Genomic DNA, 16,302 nt, shown 5'->3' with positions numbered 1-16,302 from the left:
CTCAAGACTCCCGCATGGACTTCGACCTCACCATCCGCAACGGCCGCATCTCTACCGACCGCGAGACCTTCTTTGCCGATATTGGCGTCAAGGACGGCGTGATCGCGCGCATTGCGCCGCACCTGCCGCCAGGACGCGAGGACATCGATGCCGCCGGACGCTGGGTCCTGCCTGGCGGCATCGACAGCCATTGCCACATCGAGCAGCTCTCCGGCATGGGCATGATGTGTGCCGATGATTTCTATTCGGGCTCGGTCTCGGCGGCTTTTGGCGGTACCACCACCATCATCCCGTTCGCGGCCCAGCATCGCGGCAACCGCATCCCCGACGTGATCGCCGACTATGCGCAGCGTGCCCGCGAAAAGGCGGTGATCGACTATGGCTTCCACCTGATCCTGGCCGACCCCGACGAGCAGGCCCTGCAACACGACCTGCCGCAAGCCATCCGCGATGGCATCACCTCGCTGAAGGTCTACATGACCTACAACGCCCTCAAGCTTGATGACTACCAGTTGCTGGACGTGATGGCGCTGGCCGGCCGCGAAGGGGCGCTGGTGATGATCCATGCCGAGAACCACGACATGATCCGCTGGCTCGCCTCGCGCCTGTTGGACCAGGGCCATACCGCGCCCAAGTTCCACGCAGTGGCCCACGATCCGCTCGCTGAGGCCGAAGCCAGCCAGCGTGCCATTGCGCTGTCGCGCCTGATCGGTGTTCCGGTGTTGATCGTGCACGTGGCCGGGGCCGAAACGGTGCAGACCATCCGCAATGCCAGACTGCTTGGCGCGCAGATCTATGCTGAGAGCTGCCCGCAATATCTGTTCCTCACGGCCGAGGATATCGATCTGCCCGGCGTGGAGGGAGCCAAGTATTGCTGTAGCCCGCCGCCGCGCGATGCCAATGCCCAGGAGGCGGTGTGGGCCGGGCTCAAGGATGGCACGCTGGGCATGTATAGCTCCGACCATGCGCCGTATCGCTTCGACGAGAGCGGCAAGCTGCCGCGCGGTGAAGACACCACCTTCAAGGAAATGGCCAACGGCGTGCCGGGCATCGAGCTGCGTCTGCCGCTGCTGTTCTCCGAGGGCGTGCTCAAAGGCCGCCTCGACATCCACGAATTCGTGCGCCTGACGGCCACCAATCACGCCCACATGTATGGGCTGTCGCACTGCAAGGGCAATATCGCCGAGGGGCTCGATGCCGATCTGGTGATCTGGAACCCGGAACGCGAGACCACCATCACCGCAGCGCTCCTGCACGACAACGTCGGCTATACGCCCTATGAAGGACGGCACATCCGGGGGTGGCCGGAAGTGGTCACCAGCCGCGGCCGCGTGGTGGTCAGCGAGGGGGAATTGAAAGTGGCGCGCGGCTCGGGCCGCTTCATCGCACGCCACTGTCCGGCACCGGCCAGTATTGCGCAGCGGCCGACGCGCAGCCATCTGCCGGGCTTGCTCGGCCTCAAGGGAAAGGCATGGGAATCGCAATGAGCAACAAGGACAATCGCTTCGGCCTGGCCGTGGCGCAGATGGGGCCCGTGCAACTGGCCGAGGACCGGGCCACGGTGGTGCGCCGCCTGCTGGAGATGATGCGCGAGGCCGCAGCCCGTGGCGCGAAGATGGTGGTGTTCCCGGAGCTGGCGCTGACCACGTTCTTCCCGCGTTACTGGATGGAAGACCAGGCCGAGGTCGATGCACGTTTCTTTGAGGCCGAGATGCCGGGCCCGCAGACACGGCCCTTGTTCGAACTGGCCGCGCAGCTCAGGATCGGTTTCTACCTCGGCTATGGCGAACTGACCCCCGATGGCCATCACTACAACACCGCTATCCTCGTGGATGAAACAGCCCGGATCGTGGCGCGCTATCGCAAGATCCACCTGCCGGGACACAGCGACCACAAGCCCGATGCACCCTTCCAGCATCTGGAAAAGAAGTACTTCGAAGTCGGCAACGATGGCTTTGGCGTCACCGACATGCTGGGCACCCGCATCGGCCAGTGCCTGTGCAATGACCGGCGCTGGCCCGAGACCTATCGCGTCATGAGCCTGCAGAGCGCACGCATCGTCACGCTGGGCTACAACACGCCGTCCTGGAACATCCACTGGAACGAACCACCCCATCTGCGCATGTTCCACCACCTGCTGTCGCTGCAGGCCAATGCCTACCAGAACGGGTTGTGGGTGGCGGCCGCTGCCAAGTGCGGCTTCGAGGATGGCTTCCACATGATCGGCGGCTCGGCCATCGTCGCGCCTTCCGGCGAGATCGTGGCGCAGGCGCAGGGTGAAGAAGATGAGGTGATCTTCGCCAGTTGCGATCTGCAACTGGGTGAAACTTTCCTGCAGCACGTCTTCAATTTCGCCAAGCACCGCCGTCCGGAACATTACCGCCTCATTGTCGAGCGCACCGGCGCCGGTGCGCCGCTGGCACCGTCCGAGCTGTCTACCTGAATCACTGTCCACCTTCCACCCAATCGAGGAGTGTTGCGATGTTTCCGTTCCTGGTCCTGCCTTCCAAGTCTTCCCTGAAATACTCCCTGCTGGCCGTTCTCTCGGCCAGTGCACTGCTGTCGGCCGGTGCCATGGCCCAGGGTGGCCCGCTGCGCACCGGAGTCGATGCCACCTTTGCGCCGCATGCGATGGTCAAGCTGGGCGGCGGCCTGCAAGGTTTCAACATCGACCTGGGCGAAGAACTGGCACGCCGCCTGGGCCGCAAGATCGAAATCGAAGGCACGGAATTTTCCGGGCTGGTGCCGGGCCTGAATGCCAAAAAATATGACTTCGTGCTGGCTCCCGTCACCGCCACCCCGGAGCGCGCCAAGGCCATGCTCTTCACCGAAGGCTATCTCGATACCGACTACACCTTCGTCATCAAGAAGGGGGCAGCCCCCATCAATGCGCTGGATGACCTCAAGGGCAAGACCATCTCGGTCAACAAGGGCTCTGCCTATGAACTCTGGGCGCGTGACAACGCCCCCAAGTACGGTTTCAAGTACGACGTCTATGGCAACAATGCCGATGCGGTGCAGGCGGTGCAATCCGGCCGCGCCGATGCCAACCTGGCCGGCAGTACGGTAGCCGCCTGGGCTGCCAAACAGAATCCTGCCGTGCAGACCACTTACACCGTCAAGACCGGTCTGGTGTGGGCGCTGGCCTTCCGCCTGGACGACAAGGCCGGCCGCGATGCTGCCGGCATGGCGCTCAAATGCATGAAGCAGGATGGCACGCTGGGCAAGATCGCGCAGAAGTGGTTCGGCTATACCCCGGCCGCCGATGCCACCGTGGTCAAGGTCGGCGTGGGGCAGGGCGTGCCTGGGCTGGATGGTTACGACCCGACCCCGGTGACGCTCAAGTGCAACTGATGCAACTGATGCCACTGAGCCGACACTTCACGCCGACCGCCTGAACCGAGACAGAAGCCTCCATGAACCTTGCCGCTCCCATCCTAGAAATTGTCGGCCTGCACAAGTCCTATGAAGGCAATACCGTCCTGCGCGGGATCGACCTGCGCGTACGGCCTGGCCAGTTGATCTGCGTGATCGGTCCGTCCGGTTCGGGCAAGAGCACCATGCTGCGTTGCTGCAACCGGCTCGAAGAACCCAGCGCCGGCCAGATCGTGGTGGATGGGCAGGACATCATGCATGCCCGCACCGATCTCAATGCGGTACGCCAGAAGATCGGCATGGTGTTCCAGCAGTTCAACCTGTATCCGCACATGAGCGTGCTGGGCAATGTGATGCTGGCGCTGAAGAAGGTCCAGAAGCATACGCATGCCGAGGCCGAGCGCCGCGCGCGGCGCGCCTTGGAACAGGTGGGCATGCTGGAGAAGGCATCTGCCTTCCCCGGCCAGCTCTCCGGCGGACAGCAGCAGCGCGTGGGCATTGCCCGGGGCATCGCGCTGGAACCCAAGGTGATGCTCTTCGATGAACCCACCAGCGCGCTCGACCCCGAACTGGTCGGCAGTGTGCTGCAGGTGATGCGGCAGTTGCGCGAGGCTGGCATGACCATGCTGGTGGTCACGCACGAAATGGCCTTTGCCCGGGCGGCGGCCGACCGTGTGGTTTTCATGGACGGTGGCGTGATCGTCGAGGAAGGGCCGCCCGAGCAGATCTTCGGCGATCCGCAGCAGGCTCGCACCAAGGCCTTCGTGGCGCGCTTCGCACAGCACGGCTGAGCCATGGAGCAATTTCTCTTTACCTTCTTCAATGCCGAGGTCGCTGCGCGCTACTGGCCGGACATCCTGCGCGGCATGGGCGTGACGGTGCTGCTGAGCCTGGCGGTGATTGCCTCCGGCCTGCTGCTGGGGCTGTCGCTGGCGGTGCTGCGTGCGACCGGCAAGCGCGGCCTGGTGTGGCTGGTGGTGGCCTTTGCCGATGTGATGCGGGCCTTGCCGCCGCTGATCCTGATCATCGTGCTCTTCTTTGCGTTTCCGTACATCGACCTGGCCATGTCGTCCTTCACCGCGACCTGGCTGGCGCTGACCCTGGTACTGGCGGCCTATGCCGAGGAAAGCATCTGGGCCGGCATCGCCTCCTTGCCGCGCGGCCAGAGCGAAGCGGCGCGCTCGACCGGCCTGTCATGGGGACAGACCATGGTCGCCGTGATCCTGCCGCAGGCACTGCGTATGGCGGTGCCGCCGCTGACCAACCGGGTCATCTCGATTACCAAGAACACGGCACTGGGATCGGTGGTGGCCTTGTCGGAGATTCTCAATACGGCCCAGGCCGCCAGCAGCAATGCCGGCAATCCCACACCCCTGATGCTGGGTGCGGCGGCTTATCTGGTGATCTTCATTCCGGTGGTCTTGTTCGCGCGCTGGCTCGAAACCCGCTGGCGCTGGAAACGATAGGAGAGGACCGTCATGGATGCCTTGCTGCAGAATTTCTTCAACCTGGAGGTCTATCGCCAGGTCCTGCCCTTCCTGCTGGGCGGCTTGTGGACCACGGTGTGGCTGTCGCTGCTGGTCATTCCCATCGGCGTGGCTTCGGGTTTGCTGCTGGCCTTGCTGGCCACGCAGAGCCGCTCGCGCACAGTGCGCCTTGCGGTGGCGGTGTATGTGGATTTCTTTCGATCCTTCCCGCCGCTGGTGCTGCTGATCCTGATCTATTTCGGCGCCCCCTTCCTCGGGCTGGAACTGCCCAAGCTGTTGGCCGTGGCGCTGGGCTTCATGTTCAACAATTCCAGCTATTTCGCCGAGGTGCTGCGCGCCGGCATAGAAAGCGTACCGAGCGGCCAGATGGAAGCGGCCCGTTCTACCGGCCTGTCGCGCACTCAGGCGCTGGCCTGTGTGATCGTGCCGCAGGCCGTGCGCAACGCCTTGCCTGACCTGGTCGGCAATGGCATTGAGGTCATCAAGCTGACCACCATTGCCAGCGTGGTGGCACTGCCTGAACTGCTGCGCGTGGCGCGCGATGCGCAATCGCTGGTCTACAACCCTTCGCCCATCGTGCTGGCAGCCTTGCTCTATCTGGCGCTGTTGCTGCCGCTGGTGCGCTGGCTGTCGCGGCTGGAGCACCGCGGCCGCACCTTGCACTGAGGGCGGCCGCAGGCGCTGCATCAGGCTGCGCTGAGCAGCCCCATGCGCGGATGAATCGCGGTCTCGCGTGTCGGAGCCACGGCAGGCTGAACCTGTTCCAGCCGGAACACTGATACGGCATCCCGCAGACTGTCAGCCTGTTGCGCCATGGATTGCGCCGCACTGGCCGACTCTTCCACCAGCGCCGCATTCTGCTGCGTCACTTCATCCATCTGCGAGATGGCGATGTTGATCTGGCTTATCCCCGAACTCTGTTCGCTGGAGGCGGCAGTGATCTCGCTCATGAGGTCGTTGACCTGCTGGATCGATTGCACCACTTGATCCATGGTCTGACCAGCTTCATCGACCAGTTTCTGGCCAGCTTCCACATGTTCCACCGACGACTCGATCAGGCCACGGATTTCCTTGGCCGCCGAGGCGCTGCGCTGGGCCAGCGAGCGCACTTCGCTGGCGACCACCGCGAAGCCGCGTCCCTGCTCACCGGCGCGCGCCGCTTCCACCGCGGCATTCAAGGCCAGGATGTTGGTCTGGAAGGCGATGCCCTCCACGGTGGAAATGATCTCCGTGATCTTGTAGGCACTCTGCGAAATATCCTTCATGGTATCGACCACGCGTTCCACCACTTCGCCTCCCTTTTGCGCGTGCAGCGAGGCCGCGCGCGCCAGCTGGTTGCCCTGGCCGGCGTTCTGGGTGTTCTGCTCGACGGTGGAGGTGATCTCTTCCATGCTGGAGGCGGTCTCTTCCAGCGAAGCCGCCTGCTCTTCGGTACGGCGTGACAGATCCAGATTGCCCACCGCGATCTGGCCGGCGGCAGTGGAAATCGATTCGGCGGATCGCTTGATGCCGTCGACGATGCTGGTGAGCTGCGCACGCATGTTGTCGAGAGAGGCCATCAGACTGTGCTGGTCGCCCTTGGCCAGCGGGATGCTCACCGCCAGGTTGCCCTGGGCGATCTGCGCCGCCAGGGCCTGGGCATCTGCAGGTTCGCCACCCAGCTGGCGCAGGACACTGCGTACGATCAGGAAGGCTGCGCCCAGGGCCAGCAGCACCGAGCCGGCCACCAGGGTCCAGATGGTCGTGGCGATGCGTTGATAGGTCGTTTCGGCATCGGCGGCGGCCTGATCATTGAGATCATCTTCCAGACGGCCCAGCGCATCGAGATTGTCCAGCCACTTGGCCTGCACCGGACGAATCTTCTGAATCAGCAGGCTGGTCAGCTCGCTGCTCTTGTTCTCCTGGGCCAGAGTGACGGCCTGTTTCAGCAGCGGTTCGGTGTCGGCGGCGTTTTGCGCGATCTGATCGAAGAACTCGTGCTCCTTGCGGGTGGTATCGGGCGCGTCAAAGAGCTTGCGCAGCTTGTCACGGGCTTCCTGATAGCTTTTTTCCTGCACCTTGATGCGTTCGATTTCTCCGGCGACCAGCGCCGGGTCCTGGAACAGGGCGATGTTGCGGATGGCCAGGGCACGAATACGTACGCTGTTGTTCATGACGTCCGCCAGACCACCTTGCTGGTTGTTGGCGACGATGTTGCTCAGATTGCTCTTGACCGTGGACAAGCCCCACATGCCGACCAGCGAGATGACGAGCAGCAGGACGATGACGCCGGCAAAACCTAACGCCAGGCGAGTGGATACCTTCAGTTTGTTCATGAAAAAGCCCCTGTGGATGAAATGTGCTGCCGATTGGGTTGCAAAACCCCCCCCTTCAGGCCTGCCATGGCTGTTGCCGCCTTGTGCAGGTTTTGTGACTTTTCCCGTATATAAGTGGTGCAAAATGGCTTTTCACCATGTTGGTGCGGTGGCTTTTAGCCAATTGCATGGCTTATTGCCATCACTTCCTTAGCTTTCGAAACGATTGCACGGGTGTTGTAACGCTATTGAGTAAGCTCAGCCAGAAAAGATCCATCAGGATGTGATTATTTTTCTCTGACACAAGTGCGCTCCGTTCTCCTGTGCGAGGCGATTGCCAGCGCAGAGGGCGTCGCATCGCTACCACAAGAGCCACGACGGTGCGAAGCCTGCACCGTGCGCAGGCGAAGGAGGGAGATTTCGGGGCGAATTTGCTGCTTGCCCCGAAATGACGGCGCTCAGATGCTGCCTCCACTGCTGGTACGCGAATTGCTTAATCGTTCAAAACGGTTTCTATATAAATCAGTAGTTCATATATGGAACAAAATAAGTTATTCGGTGCCGAGATATCTGCTATATTGGCGTTGAATATCTCTCATATATAAATTGATGTTTCATATATGGAACAAGTTGGTGCCCGGCAGGAGGCACCCGTCCACCAGTGACGGCAGCCGGGAAGACTAGCCGGGGCGCACTCGCGCGCTGGGGCAATCAGCAGAGGCAACATGATCGAAATCGAATTCCGCAAGGTCGGCAAGAGCTTTGTCGATCGCCAGACAGCGCAAGCGCGCGCTGCCGTCACCAACGTCAACCTCTCCATCAGGAGTGGCGAAGTGGTCTCCATCATCGGACCCTCGGGCTGTGGCAAGAGCACCCTGCTCAACATGGGGGCCGGGCTGTATCTGCCGAGTGAGGGCGAAGTCTTCGTTGGCGGCGAGAAGGTCATCAAGCCGGTGCGCAAGGTGGCCTTCATGCTGCAGAAAGACCTTCTCATGCCCTGGCGCAATATTCGCGCCAACGTCACCCTGGGTCTGGAGATTGACGGCATGCGCGAGGCCGAGCGTCGCCGCATTGCCGACGAGTTGCTGGCCAAGTGCCACCTCAGGGGTTTTGAGGAGCATTACCCCTATCAGCTTTCCGGCGGCATGCGTCAGCGTGCCGCTCTGGCACGAACGCTGGCGGTGGATCCGCAGGTATTGCTGCTGGACGAGCCTTTCTCGGCGCTGGATGCGCAGACCAAGATGGTGCTGCAGCAGGACCTGGCCAAGATGCTCTATGAAAAGAAGAAGACTGCGCTCTTCATCACCCATGACCTGGTGGAAGCCATCGCCCTGTCGGATCGCCTGCTGGTCATGAGCGAACGTCCCGGCACCATCGTCGAGGAAATCGAGGTCAACCTGCCGTTCCGCGACAACCCGCTGGAGCGCCGCAAGCTGCCCGAGATCGGCCCCTTGCAGGGACGCCTGATGGAACTGCTCAAGGTGGGCAAGGAAACCGCCGAACTCCACTGATTCACGCTGCATCTTCACCCGTCTTCACCCCGTCAACAGAGAGACCTCAAGGGAGAGCCTGAAACATGAAGAACCTGTTTGCATCCGCCACGAGTGCACTTGCCCTGGTCGCTGCCGTCGGCGCGTTCGTCGTCCCGGCGATGGCCCAAGCGGCACCGGAAGAAGTGACCTACCTGCTGCCCGCTCCACCGAATTCACCGGCCTTCGCGCCCTGGGTACTGGCACAGCACAAGGGCTATTACGCCGATGAGAACCTCAAGGTCAGTTTCATCGTCGCCAAGGGCGGCGTCGATGTGGCCAAGCAGATCGGTGCCGGCAATGCCGTCATTGGTGGCGCCATCGGTGATACCCCCATCGTGGTGCGGGCCAATGGCATTCCGGTGAAGGCCATCGCAGTACTGGGGGCGGGTTCGGTCACCATGGTGGCGGCCAATCCGGCTGAGGGCATCAAGACCCTGAAGGATCTGAAGGGCAAGACCGTCACCGTCATGTCCTATACCGATACCACCTATTACGCCTTTCTCGGCAGCCTCAAGACGGCCGGCCTGTCCAAGACCGACGTGCAGATCCAGGCGGCCGGCCCCTCCGGCGTGTGGCAGCTTTATACGTCCGGCAAGTCGCAGGGCTTTGCAGGCGTACCCGACTGGGTGGTCAATGCCACTGATGCCGGCGCAAAACTGGAGTTGCTGGACAACGGTGGCTTCAAGAGCATGGCACAAGCCATTCTGGCCTCCGATGACACCATCAAGAAAAACCCGGAACTGTTGAAGCGGCTGGTGCGTGCCACCCTGCGCGGCATGCAGGACATCATGAAAGATCCGAAGGCCGCAGCCGATGACTACGTCGCCGCGCTGCCCACCTACAAGGGCAAGGAGGCCAGCATCCAGACTACCTTCGAGATGTACAACAAGTATGTCTATGCCAGCCAGAAAACCTTGGGCCAGATTGATCCCTCACGCATGGACGCGGTACAGAAGTTCTATGTCAGCGAAGGCATCGTGAGCAAGGCGGCACCGGTCAATGAACTCTTCACCAACCAGTTCGTGGGAGTGGCCAAGTAATCATGAACACCACGACAGCCAAAGACCTGACCATGTCCAGTTCCGAGCCATCCGCAGCCGCTCCTTCCCGTCCGCGCCGCCGGTTCCTGAGCGATAAGGCGCAGACCGTGTGCGGTAGCCTGGTGCTGCTGGTGCTCTTCATCGCCGCCTGGCAATGGGGCCCCGGCATGCTCGGCATGCCGGAATACATCCTTCCCAACTTCATGCAAGTGGTGCGTGAAGGCGTGGTGATGTGGAACAACGCGCAGCTGCTGCAGCACTTCGGCATCACTGCCATGGAAGTCGTGTTCGGTTTCCTCTTCGGGGCCCTGCTGGGGCTGGCAGTAGGGGTGGCGCTGGGCTTGTCGCCGCGTGCCGAGGCGATGCTCTCGCCTTACATCCTGGCACTGCAGATTGCACCCAAGGTGGCGTTTGCGCCGCTGTTCGTGATGTGGCTGGGCTACACCATCTATCCCAAGATCATCGTGGCGGTATTGATCGTGTTCTTCCCCATCATGATCAATGTGCTCTCGGCAATCCGTACCGTCGACCCGGACATGGTCAACCTGGTGCGCACACTCAACGCCGGCCGCTGGCAGATCTTCCATCTGGTCGAGTTCCGTTCGGCGCTGCCGGCTCTGTTCTCCGGCTTGCGCATCGCCTCCACGCTATCGGTGATCGGCGTGACCGTCGGCGAGCTGGTTGGCGGCAATCAGGGGCTGGGCTATCTGCTGGTCGATGGCGAAGGGCAGGGCAATACAGCTGCCGTGTTCGTCTCCATCGTCGCATTGACGCTTATCGGTGTGGTCACCTACGGGGCCGTGGTGTGGGCCGAACGCAAGGTGCTGCACTACCTGCCCAAGGCCAATACCAGCACCGTCTGATATTGAGCGCGATTTCCCGATCGGTAACAGGAGCATGAACATGTCAGCAACAAGTACGGCGACTCTTCTGGCAGGACGACGCATTTTGGTCACGGGCGCGGCACGCGGCCTCGGCCTGGCGTTCGTCGAGGCCATCGCCGCTGCCGGTGCCAGAGTGGCCATGGCCGATATCCTGCAGGACACGCTGGCAGCATCGGTGTCGACGCTGCAGCAGCGCGGCCTGGCGGTCGAAGGTTTTTCACTGGATCTGGCCGATCCTGCCTCAGTGCAGTCCTGTGCACAGGCTGCCATCGCCTGGATGGGCGGGCTCGATGGCCTGGTCAACAACGCCGCCATTACCAATTCCGGTGGTAAGAGCAGCGAGCAACTGGCGCTGGAGATGTGGGATCGCGTCATGGATGTCAACGTGCGCGGCACCTGGCTCATGACCAATGCCTGCCTGCCGGCACTGCGGACCTCGGGGCGCGGCGCGATCGTCAACCTGTCCTCGGATACGCCGTTGTGGGGGGCGCCGAACCTGCTGGCCTATGTGGCCAGCAAGAGTGCAGTCATCGGCATGACCCGTTCGCTGGCGCGTGAAGTCGGTGCCGACAACATCACCGTCAATGCCGTGGCGCCCGGGCTGACGCTGGTGGAGGCCACTGAGTATGTGCCGCAGGCGCGCCACCAGCATTACCTGGAGGGCCGTGCCCTGCAGCGTGATCAGTTGCCCGAGGACGTATGCGGTGCCGTCGTCTTCGCGCTGTCGGATATGGCGCGTTTCTTTACCGGCCAGGTGATGGCCGTCAATGGTGGCTTCGTGATGCATTGAAGCGGCCTGTATGGCAAGTCAACTCCGTGCAACCGGATCAATTCAGGACCAATTCAAGGAGAAAAGCATGACCGATATGTCCGAGCAGGAAAACATGGGCCGCAGCTGGGATCGCCCGGCAGGGGCCAGCTTCGCCGACTGGATGGAATCGCGCGTGGCGCGTCTGTCGACCCGCAAGTACGACTGGAACGCGCTGAAGTTCCAGGCCGACTACGACCCCAAGTACCGCCGCGCACAGATGCGCTACATCGGCACCGGCGGCACCGGCGTGGCGCACGATGCCAACGTGATTCCGTCGGAGCACTTCACCTTCTCGACCATGATCATTCCGGCCGGCCACGAAGGTCCGTCGCACCTGCATGTGGATGTCGAAGAAGTGTTCTTCGTGTTGCGCGGCAAGCTCAAGCTGGTGCTTGAAAAGGACGGTGAACGCTTCGAAACCATCCTCACCGATCGCGACGTTGTTTCGGTACCGCCGGGCGTGTATCGCGAGGAAATCAACATCGGTGACGAAGATGCGCTGATGTGCGTGATGCTGGGGGCCAAGAAGCCTCTCACGCCGACCTATCCGCCCGAACATCCGCTGACCTCGGTCAAGCGCTGATCGTCCCGGGAGCGAGCATGTCCGCCATCTTGCCCGCCGGGTCCGCCACGTCATGCGAGGCGCTGTCCGCGTCGCTGGTGCTGCTAGATCGCCATTTCCCCGAGCAGCGCGTGGCGTTGCCCGATGGGCAGGTCAGTTATCGCAGCGCTGGCCGCAGCGACCGCGATCAGGTGGTGGTGCTGCTGCACGGCATCAGCTCCGGCGCGGCATCCTGGCTGCATATGGCATTGGCGCTGGCGAACGACGCCCGCGTGATCGCCTGGAATGCGCCCGGTTATGGCAGCTCCACAGCGCTGCCGATGGCCATGCCCAGGGCCAGCGATTACGCGGCACGCCTGCAGCAGATGCTGGCGGCGCTGGAGATCAGCCAATGCGTGCTGGTCGGTCACTCGCTCGGGGCCTTGATGGCCGCAGCCTATCTGGCTCAAGGTGATGGCCGCGCCACACGCACGCTGCTGGCCGACCCGGCCCTCGGCTATGGCGGGGCAGGGCAGCAAGAACGGTCAGTACAGGTTCGCCAGGAGCGCCTGGGCGCATTGCAGCGGCTCGGTGTGGCTGGCCTGGCCGCGCAGCGTACGCGTCTGCTGTCGACGCAGGCCAGTGATGAACAGCACGCCTGGGTGCGCTGGAACATGCAGCGGCTCGATGTGGCGGGTTATACCCAGGCGGTGCACTTGTTGTGCGGTGACGATATCGCGACTTATTTGCAGGCAGCGCCACGACGGGGGTTGTCGGTGGCCTGCGGCGCAGAAGACATTGTCACCACCCCACAGGCCAGTGAAGGGCTGGCCCGGCAATTTGAAATTCCCTTTCAATTGGTGGACGGCGCCGGCCATGCCTGTTATATCGAGCAGCCGTTGTCCTTTGCCGCGCTGGTGCGCGCGCAATTCACCTCAACCAACCAGAACAGATAATCATCATGAACAAACCAGTGATGCCAGAAGAAGAGTCGCAAGACAAGTACTCCGTCCCGGGCCTGGAACGCGGCCTGCGCCTGCTGTGCGAATTCAGCCGCCAGGACAAGACCCTTTCCGCTCCCGAGCTGGCGCGGCGCCTGGATATTCCACGCTCCACCGTGTTCCGCCTGCTGGCCACGCTGGAACGCATGGGCTTCGTCGAACGGGCCGATGGCGGCCGCGACTATCGCCTGGGCATGTCGGTGCTGCGCCTCGGCTTTGAATACCTGGCATCGCTGGAACTGACCGAGATCGGCCGTCCGCTGCTGGACCGCCTGCGCGACGAGATCGGCTATTCCTGCAACCTCGTGGTACGCGATGGCCGCTCCATCGTCTATGTCGCCAAGTCGGTCACCCAGACCGCCTTCACCAGTCACGTCAACGTCGGTACCCGTCTGCCGGCCCATGCTACCGTGCTGGGCCGCGTACTGCTGGAAGACCTGACCCTGCCGCAACTGCGCACCCTGTATCCGGAAGAACACCTGGAAGTCTTCTCCGGCAATACGCCCAGGACCGTAGTGGAACTGTTCGACATGGTGCAGGCCGACAAGGAGCGTGGCTTCGTGTTGCAGGAAGGTTTTTTCGAAACCAGCATTTCCACCGTGGCGGCTCCCGTACGCGATCACTCCGGCCATGTTGTGGCCGCCCTGGGTGCCACCATTCCGTCGCCGCATATCGACGCCAGCCAGCTCGATGTGATCGTGTCCCGCGTACGCGAGACCGCTGCCGAACTCTCGCGTCTGCTCGACCATGCACCGGAGCGTGGGGCCAAGGTCGTCAACATGTGGCGAGGCTGAGATGGCGATGACTTCTCTCCAGGGCAAGGTGGCGGTGGTCACCGGCGGTTCCTCCGGGATCGGCTTGGCCACCGTGGAACTCTTGCTGGAAGCGGGTGCAGCGGTGGCCTTCTGTGGCCGCGACGGTGAGCGTCTGCAGCATGCCGAAGCTGCGCTGCGCGAACGTTATCCCGCGGCGCGGTTGTACAGCGCGCCCTGCGACGTACTGGTGCAGGAGCAAGTGCGGGCCTTTGCCGCCTCGGTGGAAAACACGCTGGGCCCGGTTTCCATGCTGGTCAACAATGCTGGTCAGGGTCGCGTCTCGACTTTTGCCGACACCCCTGACGAGGCCTGGAGCGAAGAGCTGCATCTCAAATTCTTTTCGGTGATTTATCCGACGCGTGCCTTCCTGCCGCAACTGCAGGCCATGAGTGCGCAGCATGGCGATGCCGCCATCGTATGCGTCAACTCGCTGCTGGCGACCCAACCTGAGCCGCACATGGTGGCCACATCGGCCGCCCGCGCCGGCGTGCACAACCTGGTACGTTCGCTGGCCACCGAACTGGCCTGCGGGGAGGCCGCCCGTGTGCGCGTCAACGGCATCCTGATCGGGCTGGTGGAATCGGGCCAATGGCGCCGCCGCTACGCCGCTCGTGGTCCGGAGCTGCAGGACCAGAGCTGGGCCCGGTGGACCGCTGCGCTGGCCGCAAGAAAACAGATCCAACTTGGCCGTCTCGGCCTTCCCCGGGAAGCTGCGCAGGCGATCGTATTCCTCGCCACGCCGCTTTCCTCGTACACCACAGGCAGCCATATCGATGTTTCAGGAGGACTTTCCCGCCATGCCTAATACCCAACCCAAAGTCACCGTCGGCTGCGCGATCGCGGCTTTCCTCGAACAGTGCGGCGTCAAGGCTGCCTTCGGTGTGATCTCGATCCACAACATGCCCATCCTCGATGCCTTCGGCGAGCGCGGCAAGATCCGTTTCATCCCGGCGCGCGGTGAGGCCGGCGGTGCCAACATGGCCGATGCCTATGCACGTACCACGGGCGGACTGGGCGTCTGCCTGACCTCGACCGGTACTGCCGCCGGCAATGCCGCCGGTGCCATGGTCGAGGCGCTGACCGCCGGCACACCGCTGTTGCATCTGACCGGCCAGATCGAAACGCCTTATCTGGACCAGAGCCTGGCGTACATCCATGAAGCCCCGGACCAGTTGAGCATGCTCAAGGCGATCTCGAAGGCGGCCTTCCGCATCCGCAGCGTCGAGACGGCCATCAGCACCATCAAGCTGGCCGTGCAGACCGCATTGACGCCGCCCATGGGGCCGGTCTCGGTCGAGATTCCCATCGACATCCAGGCGGCCATGATCCCCCTGCCGATCAATCTGCAACCGCTGGCCATTCCGCAAAGCGTACCGTCGGCGCGTGCGCTGGACGAACTGGCCGAGCGGCTGATGAAAGCCAAGCGCCCGCTGCTGTGGCTGGGCGGCGGTGCCCGTCACGCTGGAGCGCAGGTACAGCGTCTGCTGGCATTGGGTTTCGGTGTCGTGACCAGTACCCAGGGGCGAGGCATCGTGCCCGAGGATGATCCGCGCTCGCTGGGTGCCTTCAACCTGCACAAGCCGGTCGAGCAGTTCTACCAGAGCTGCGACGCCATGCTGGTGGTCGGTTCGCGTCTGCGCGGCAACGAAACGCTGAAATACGAACTCAAGCTGCCACGTCCCCTGTACCGGGTCGATGCCGATCCGGCGGCCGAGGGCCGCTGCTATACCAGCGACTATTTCGTCTGCGGAGATTCCGCGTTGGTGCTGGCGGGACTGGCGGATCGCCTGGCGGCACTCAAGGTCGATCCCGATTTCATGGGCGATCTCAAGAAGGCTCGTGACACGGCGGTGCATGGACTGGTCGATGGCCTCGGTCCCTACAGCGCGCTGGTGGAGCAACTGCAGCAGGCCGCCGGTCGCGAATTCAATTGGGTGCGCGACGTGACGGTCTCCAACAGCACCTGGGGCAACCGCCATCTGCGCATCTTCGATCCCCGCGCCGGCGTGCATGCGCTGGGTGGCGGCATCGGCCAGGGATTGGCCATGGGCATCGGTGCGGCCATCGGTGCGGCAGTCACCCAGTCCGGCAAGAAAACCTTCACGCTGGCCGGCGACGGCGGATTCATCCTCAACCTGGGCGAGCTGGCCACGGCCGTGCAGGAACAGGCCGACATGGTGATCGTACTGATGAACGACAAGGGCTATGGCGTCATCAAGAACATTCAGGATGCGCAATACGGCGGCCGTCGCCATTACGTGGACCTGCATACGCCTGATTATGCCGAGCTGTCCTCGGCGCTCAAGTTGCGACACAAACGCGTGGGCGATCTTGCCGAAGTCGCAGCCGGACTGGACGAGGCCTTGTCCTCCCCGGGGCCGTTCCTGCTGGAAATCGACATGCTGGCGATCGGCAGCTTCAAGACCGCTTTTGCCGGCCCGCCGGTCAACGAAAAGGAAAAGGCCGCTGCCGCGGCGGCGGCTGTCGTTGCGGCTGCCGCGACAGCGGCCACGGCCTGAGGA

Annotated in this window: 16 protein-coding genes; 15 read left to right on the top strand and 1 reads right to left on the bottom strand. The window is 62.9% G+C overall.

What is annotated here, in order from left to right:
- Positions 1–14 precede the first annotated feature (14 nt).
- The 6 genes from hydA (at position 15) to J2X56_RS13085 (ending at position 5,528) form a co-directional block, all read left to right on the top strand.
- A complete protein-coding gene (gene hydA / locus J2X56_RS13110) occupies positions 15–1,487 on the top strand; it encodes a dihydropyrimidinase (protein ID WP_121038428.1) in 1,473 nt (490 codons plus the stop codon).
- Positions 1,484–2,443 (top strand): N-carbamoyl-D-amino-acid hydrolase, encoded by a 960-nt coding sequence (locus tag J2X56_RS13105; protein ID WP_310160599.1) that lies wholly within the window; start codon positions 1,484–1,486, stop codon positions 2,441–2,443. Before hydA ends, J2X56_RS13105 begins: the two co-directional genes overlap by 4 nt.
- A 38-nt stretch (positions 2,444–2,481) precedes the next feature.
- Positions 2,482–3,354: a transporter substrate-binding domain-containing protein gene (locus J2X56_RS13100; RefSeq protein WP_121038434.1), complete on the top strand. Its 873-nt coding sequence runs from the start codon at positions 2,482–2,484 to the stop codon at positions 3,352–3,354.
- A 62-nt stretch (positions 3,355–3,416) separates the two neighbouring features.
- The gene (locus tag J2X56_RS13095) at positions 3,417–4,166 is read left to right on the top strand and encodes an amino acid ABC transporter ATP-binding protein (protein WP_121038437.1); all 750 of its coding nucleotides are present in this window, start codon (positions 3,417–3,419) and stop codon (positions 4,164–4,166) included.
- A gap of 3 nt (positions 4,167–4,169) precedes the next feature.
- Positions 4,170–4,841 carry an amino acid ABC transporter permease gene (locus J2X56_RS13090; RefSeq protein ID WP_134134793.1) on the top strand — a complete coding sequence of 224 codons (672 nt, stop codon included), beginning with the start codon at positions 4,170–4,172 and terminating at the stop codon, positions 4,839–4,841.
- Positions 4,842–4,853: 12 nt separating this feature from the next.
- Complete coding sequence (locus J2X56_RS13085) at positions 4,854–5,528, top strand: amino acid ABC transporter permease (protein WP_310160598.1); 675 nt, start codon at positions 4,854–4,856, stop codon at positions 5,526–5,528.
- 20 nt (positions 5,529–5,548) lie between these two features.
- Here J2X56_RS13085 and J2X56_RS13080 read toward each other — a convergent pair whose 3' ends face one another.
- On the bottom strand, positions 5,549–7,177 hold the full coding sequence (locus J2X56_RS13080) for a methyl-accepting chemotaxis protein (RefSeq protein WP_121038446.1): 1,629 nt from the start codon (positions 7,175–7,177) through the stop codon (positions 5,549–5,551).
- A gap of 704 nt (positions 7,178–7,881) precedes the next feature.
- On the opposite strand from J2X56_RS13080, the gene J2X56_RS13075 reads away from it, so the two are divergent.
- The 9 genes from J2X56_RS13075 (at position 7,882) to J2X56_RS13035 (ending at position 16,299) form a co-directional block, all read left to right on the top strand.
- Positions 7,882–8,667, top strand: a complete 786-nt coding sequence (locus J2X56_RS13075; protein WP_121038449.1) for an ABC transporter ATP-binding protein — start codon at positions 7,882–7,884, stop codon at positions 8,665–8,667.
- Between the two features lie 65 nt (positions 8,668–8,732).
- Entirely contained in the window at positions 8,733–9,728 is a 996-nt protein-coding gene (locus J2X56_RS13070; protein WP_121038452.1) for an ABC transporter substrate-binding protein, read from the top strand.
- A gap of 2 nt (positions 9,729–9,730) precedes the next feature.
- On the top strand, positions 9,731–10,591 hold the full coding sequence (locus J2X56_RS13065) for an ABC transporter permease (RefSeq protein WP_199725006.1): 861 nt from the start codon (positions 9,731–9,733) through the stop codon (positions 10,589–10,591).
- 40 nt (positions 10,592–10,631) lie between these two features.
- Entirely contained in the window at positions 10,632–11,402 is a 771-nt protein-coding gene (locus tag J2X56_RS13060; protein WP_166675534.1) for an SDR family oxidoreductase, read from the top strand.
- Between the two features lie 67 nt (positions 11,403–11,469).
- Complete coding sequence (locus J2X56_RS13055; RefSeq protein ID WP_034340408.1) at positions 11,470–12,006, top strand: cupin domain-containing protein; 537 nt, start codon at positions 11,470–11,472, stop codon at positions 12,004–12,006.
- A 17-nt stretch (positions 12,007–12,023) separates the two neighbouring features.
- On the top strand, positions 12,024–12,920 hold the full coding sequence (locus J2X56_RS13050; RefSeq protein WP_121038455.1) for an alpha/beta fold hydrolase: 897 nt from the start codon (positions 12,024–12,026) through the stop codon (positions 12,918–12,920).
- Between the two features lie 5 nt (positions 12,921–12,925).
- Positions 12,926–13,759 carry an IclR family transcriptional regulator gene (locus J2X56_RS13045; RefSeq protein ID WP_310160597.1) on the top strand — a complete coding sequence of 278 codons (834 nt, stop codon included), beginning with the start codon at positions 12,926–12,928 and terminating at the stop codon, positions 13,757–13,759.
- A 1-nt stretch (position 13,760) separates the two neighbouring features.
- Positions 13,761–14,585, top strand: a complete 825-nt coding sequence (locus J2X56_RS13040) for an SDR family oxidoreductase (protein ID WP_039787815.1) — start codon at positions 13,761–13,763, stop codon at positions 14,583–14,585.
- Positions 14,578–16,299, top strand: a complete 1,722-nt coding sequence (locus J2X56_RS13035; protein ID WP_209582984.1) for a thiamine pyrophosphate-binding protein — start codon at positions 14,578–14,580, stop codon at positions 16,297–16,299. Before J2X56_RS13040 ends, J2X56_RS13035 begins: the two co-directional genes overlap by 8 nt.
- Positions 16,300–16,302 lie beyond the last annotated feature (3 nt).

The organism is Herbaspirillum sp. 1173 (assembly GCF_031455335.1).
Lineage (GTDB): Bacteria > Pseudomonadota > Gammaproteobacteria > Burkholderiales > Burkholderiaceae_D > Herbaspirillum > Herbaspirillum huttiense.
The sequence above is the reverse complement of the archived record's forward strand: the minus strand, read 5'-3'. Positions and strand labels throughout refer to the sequence as shown.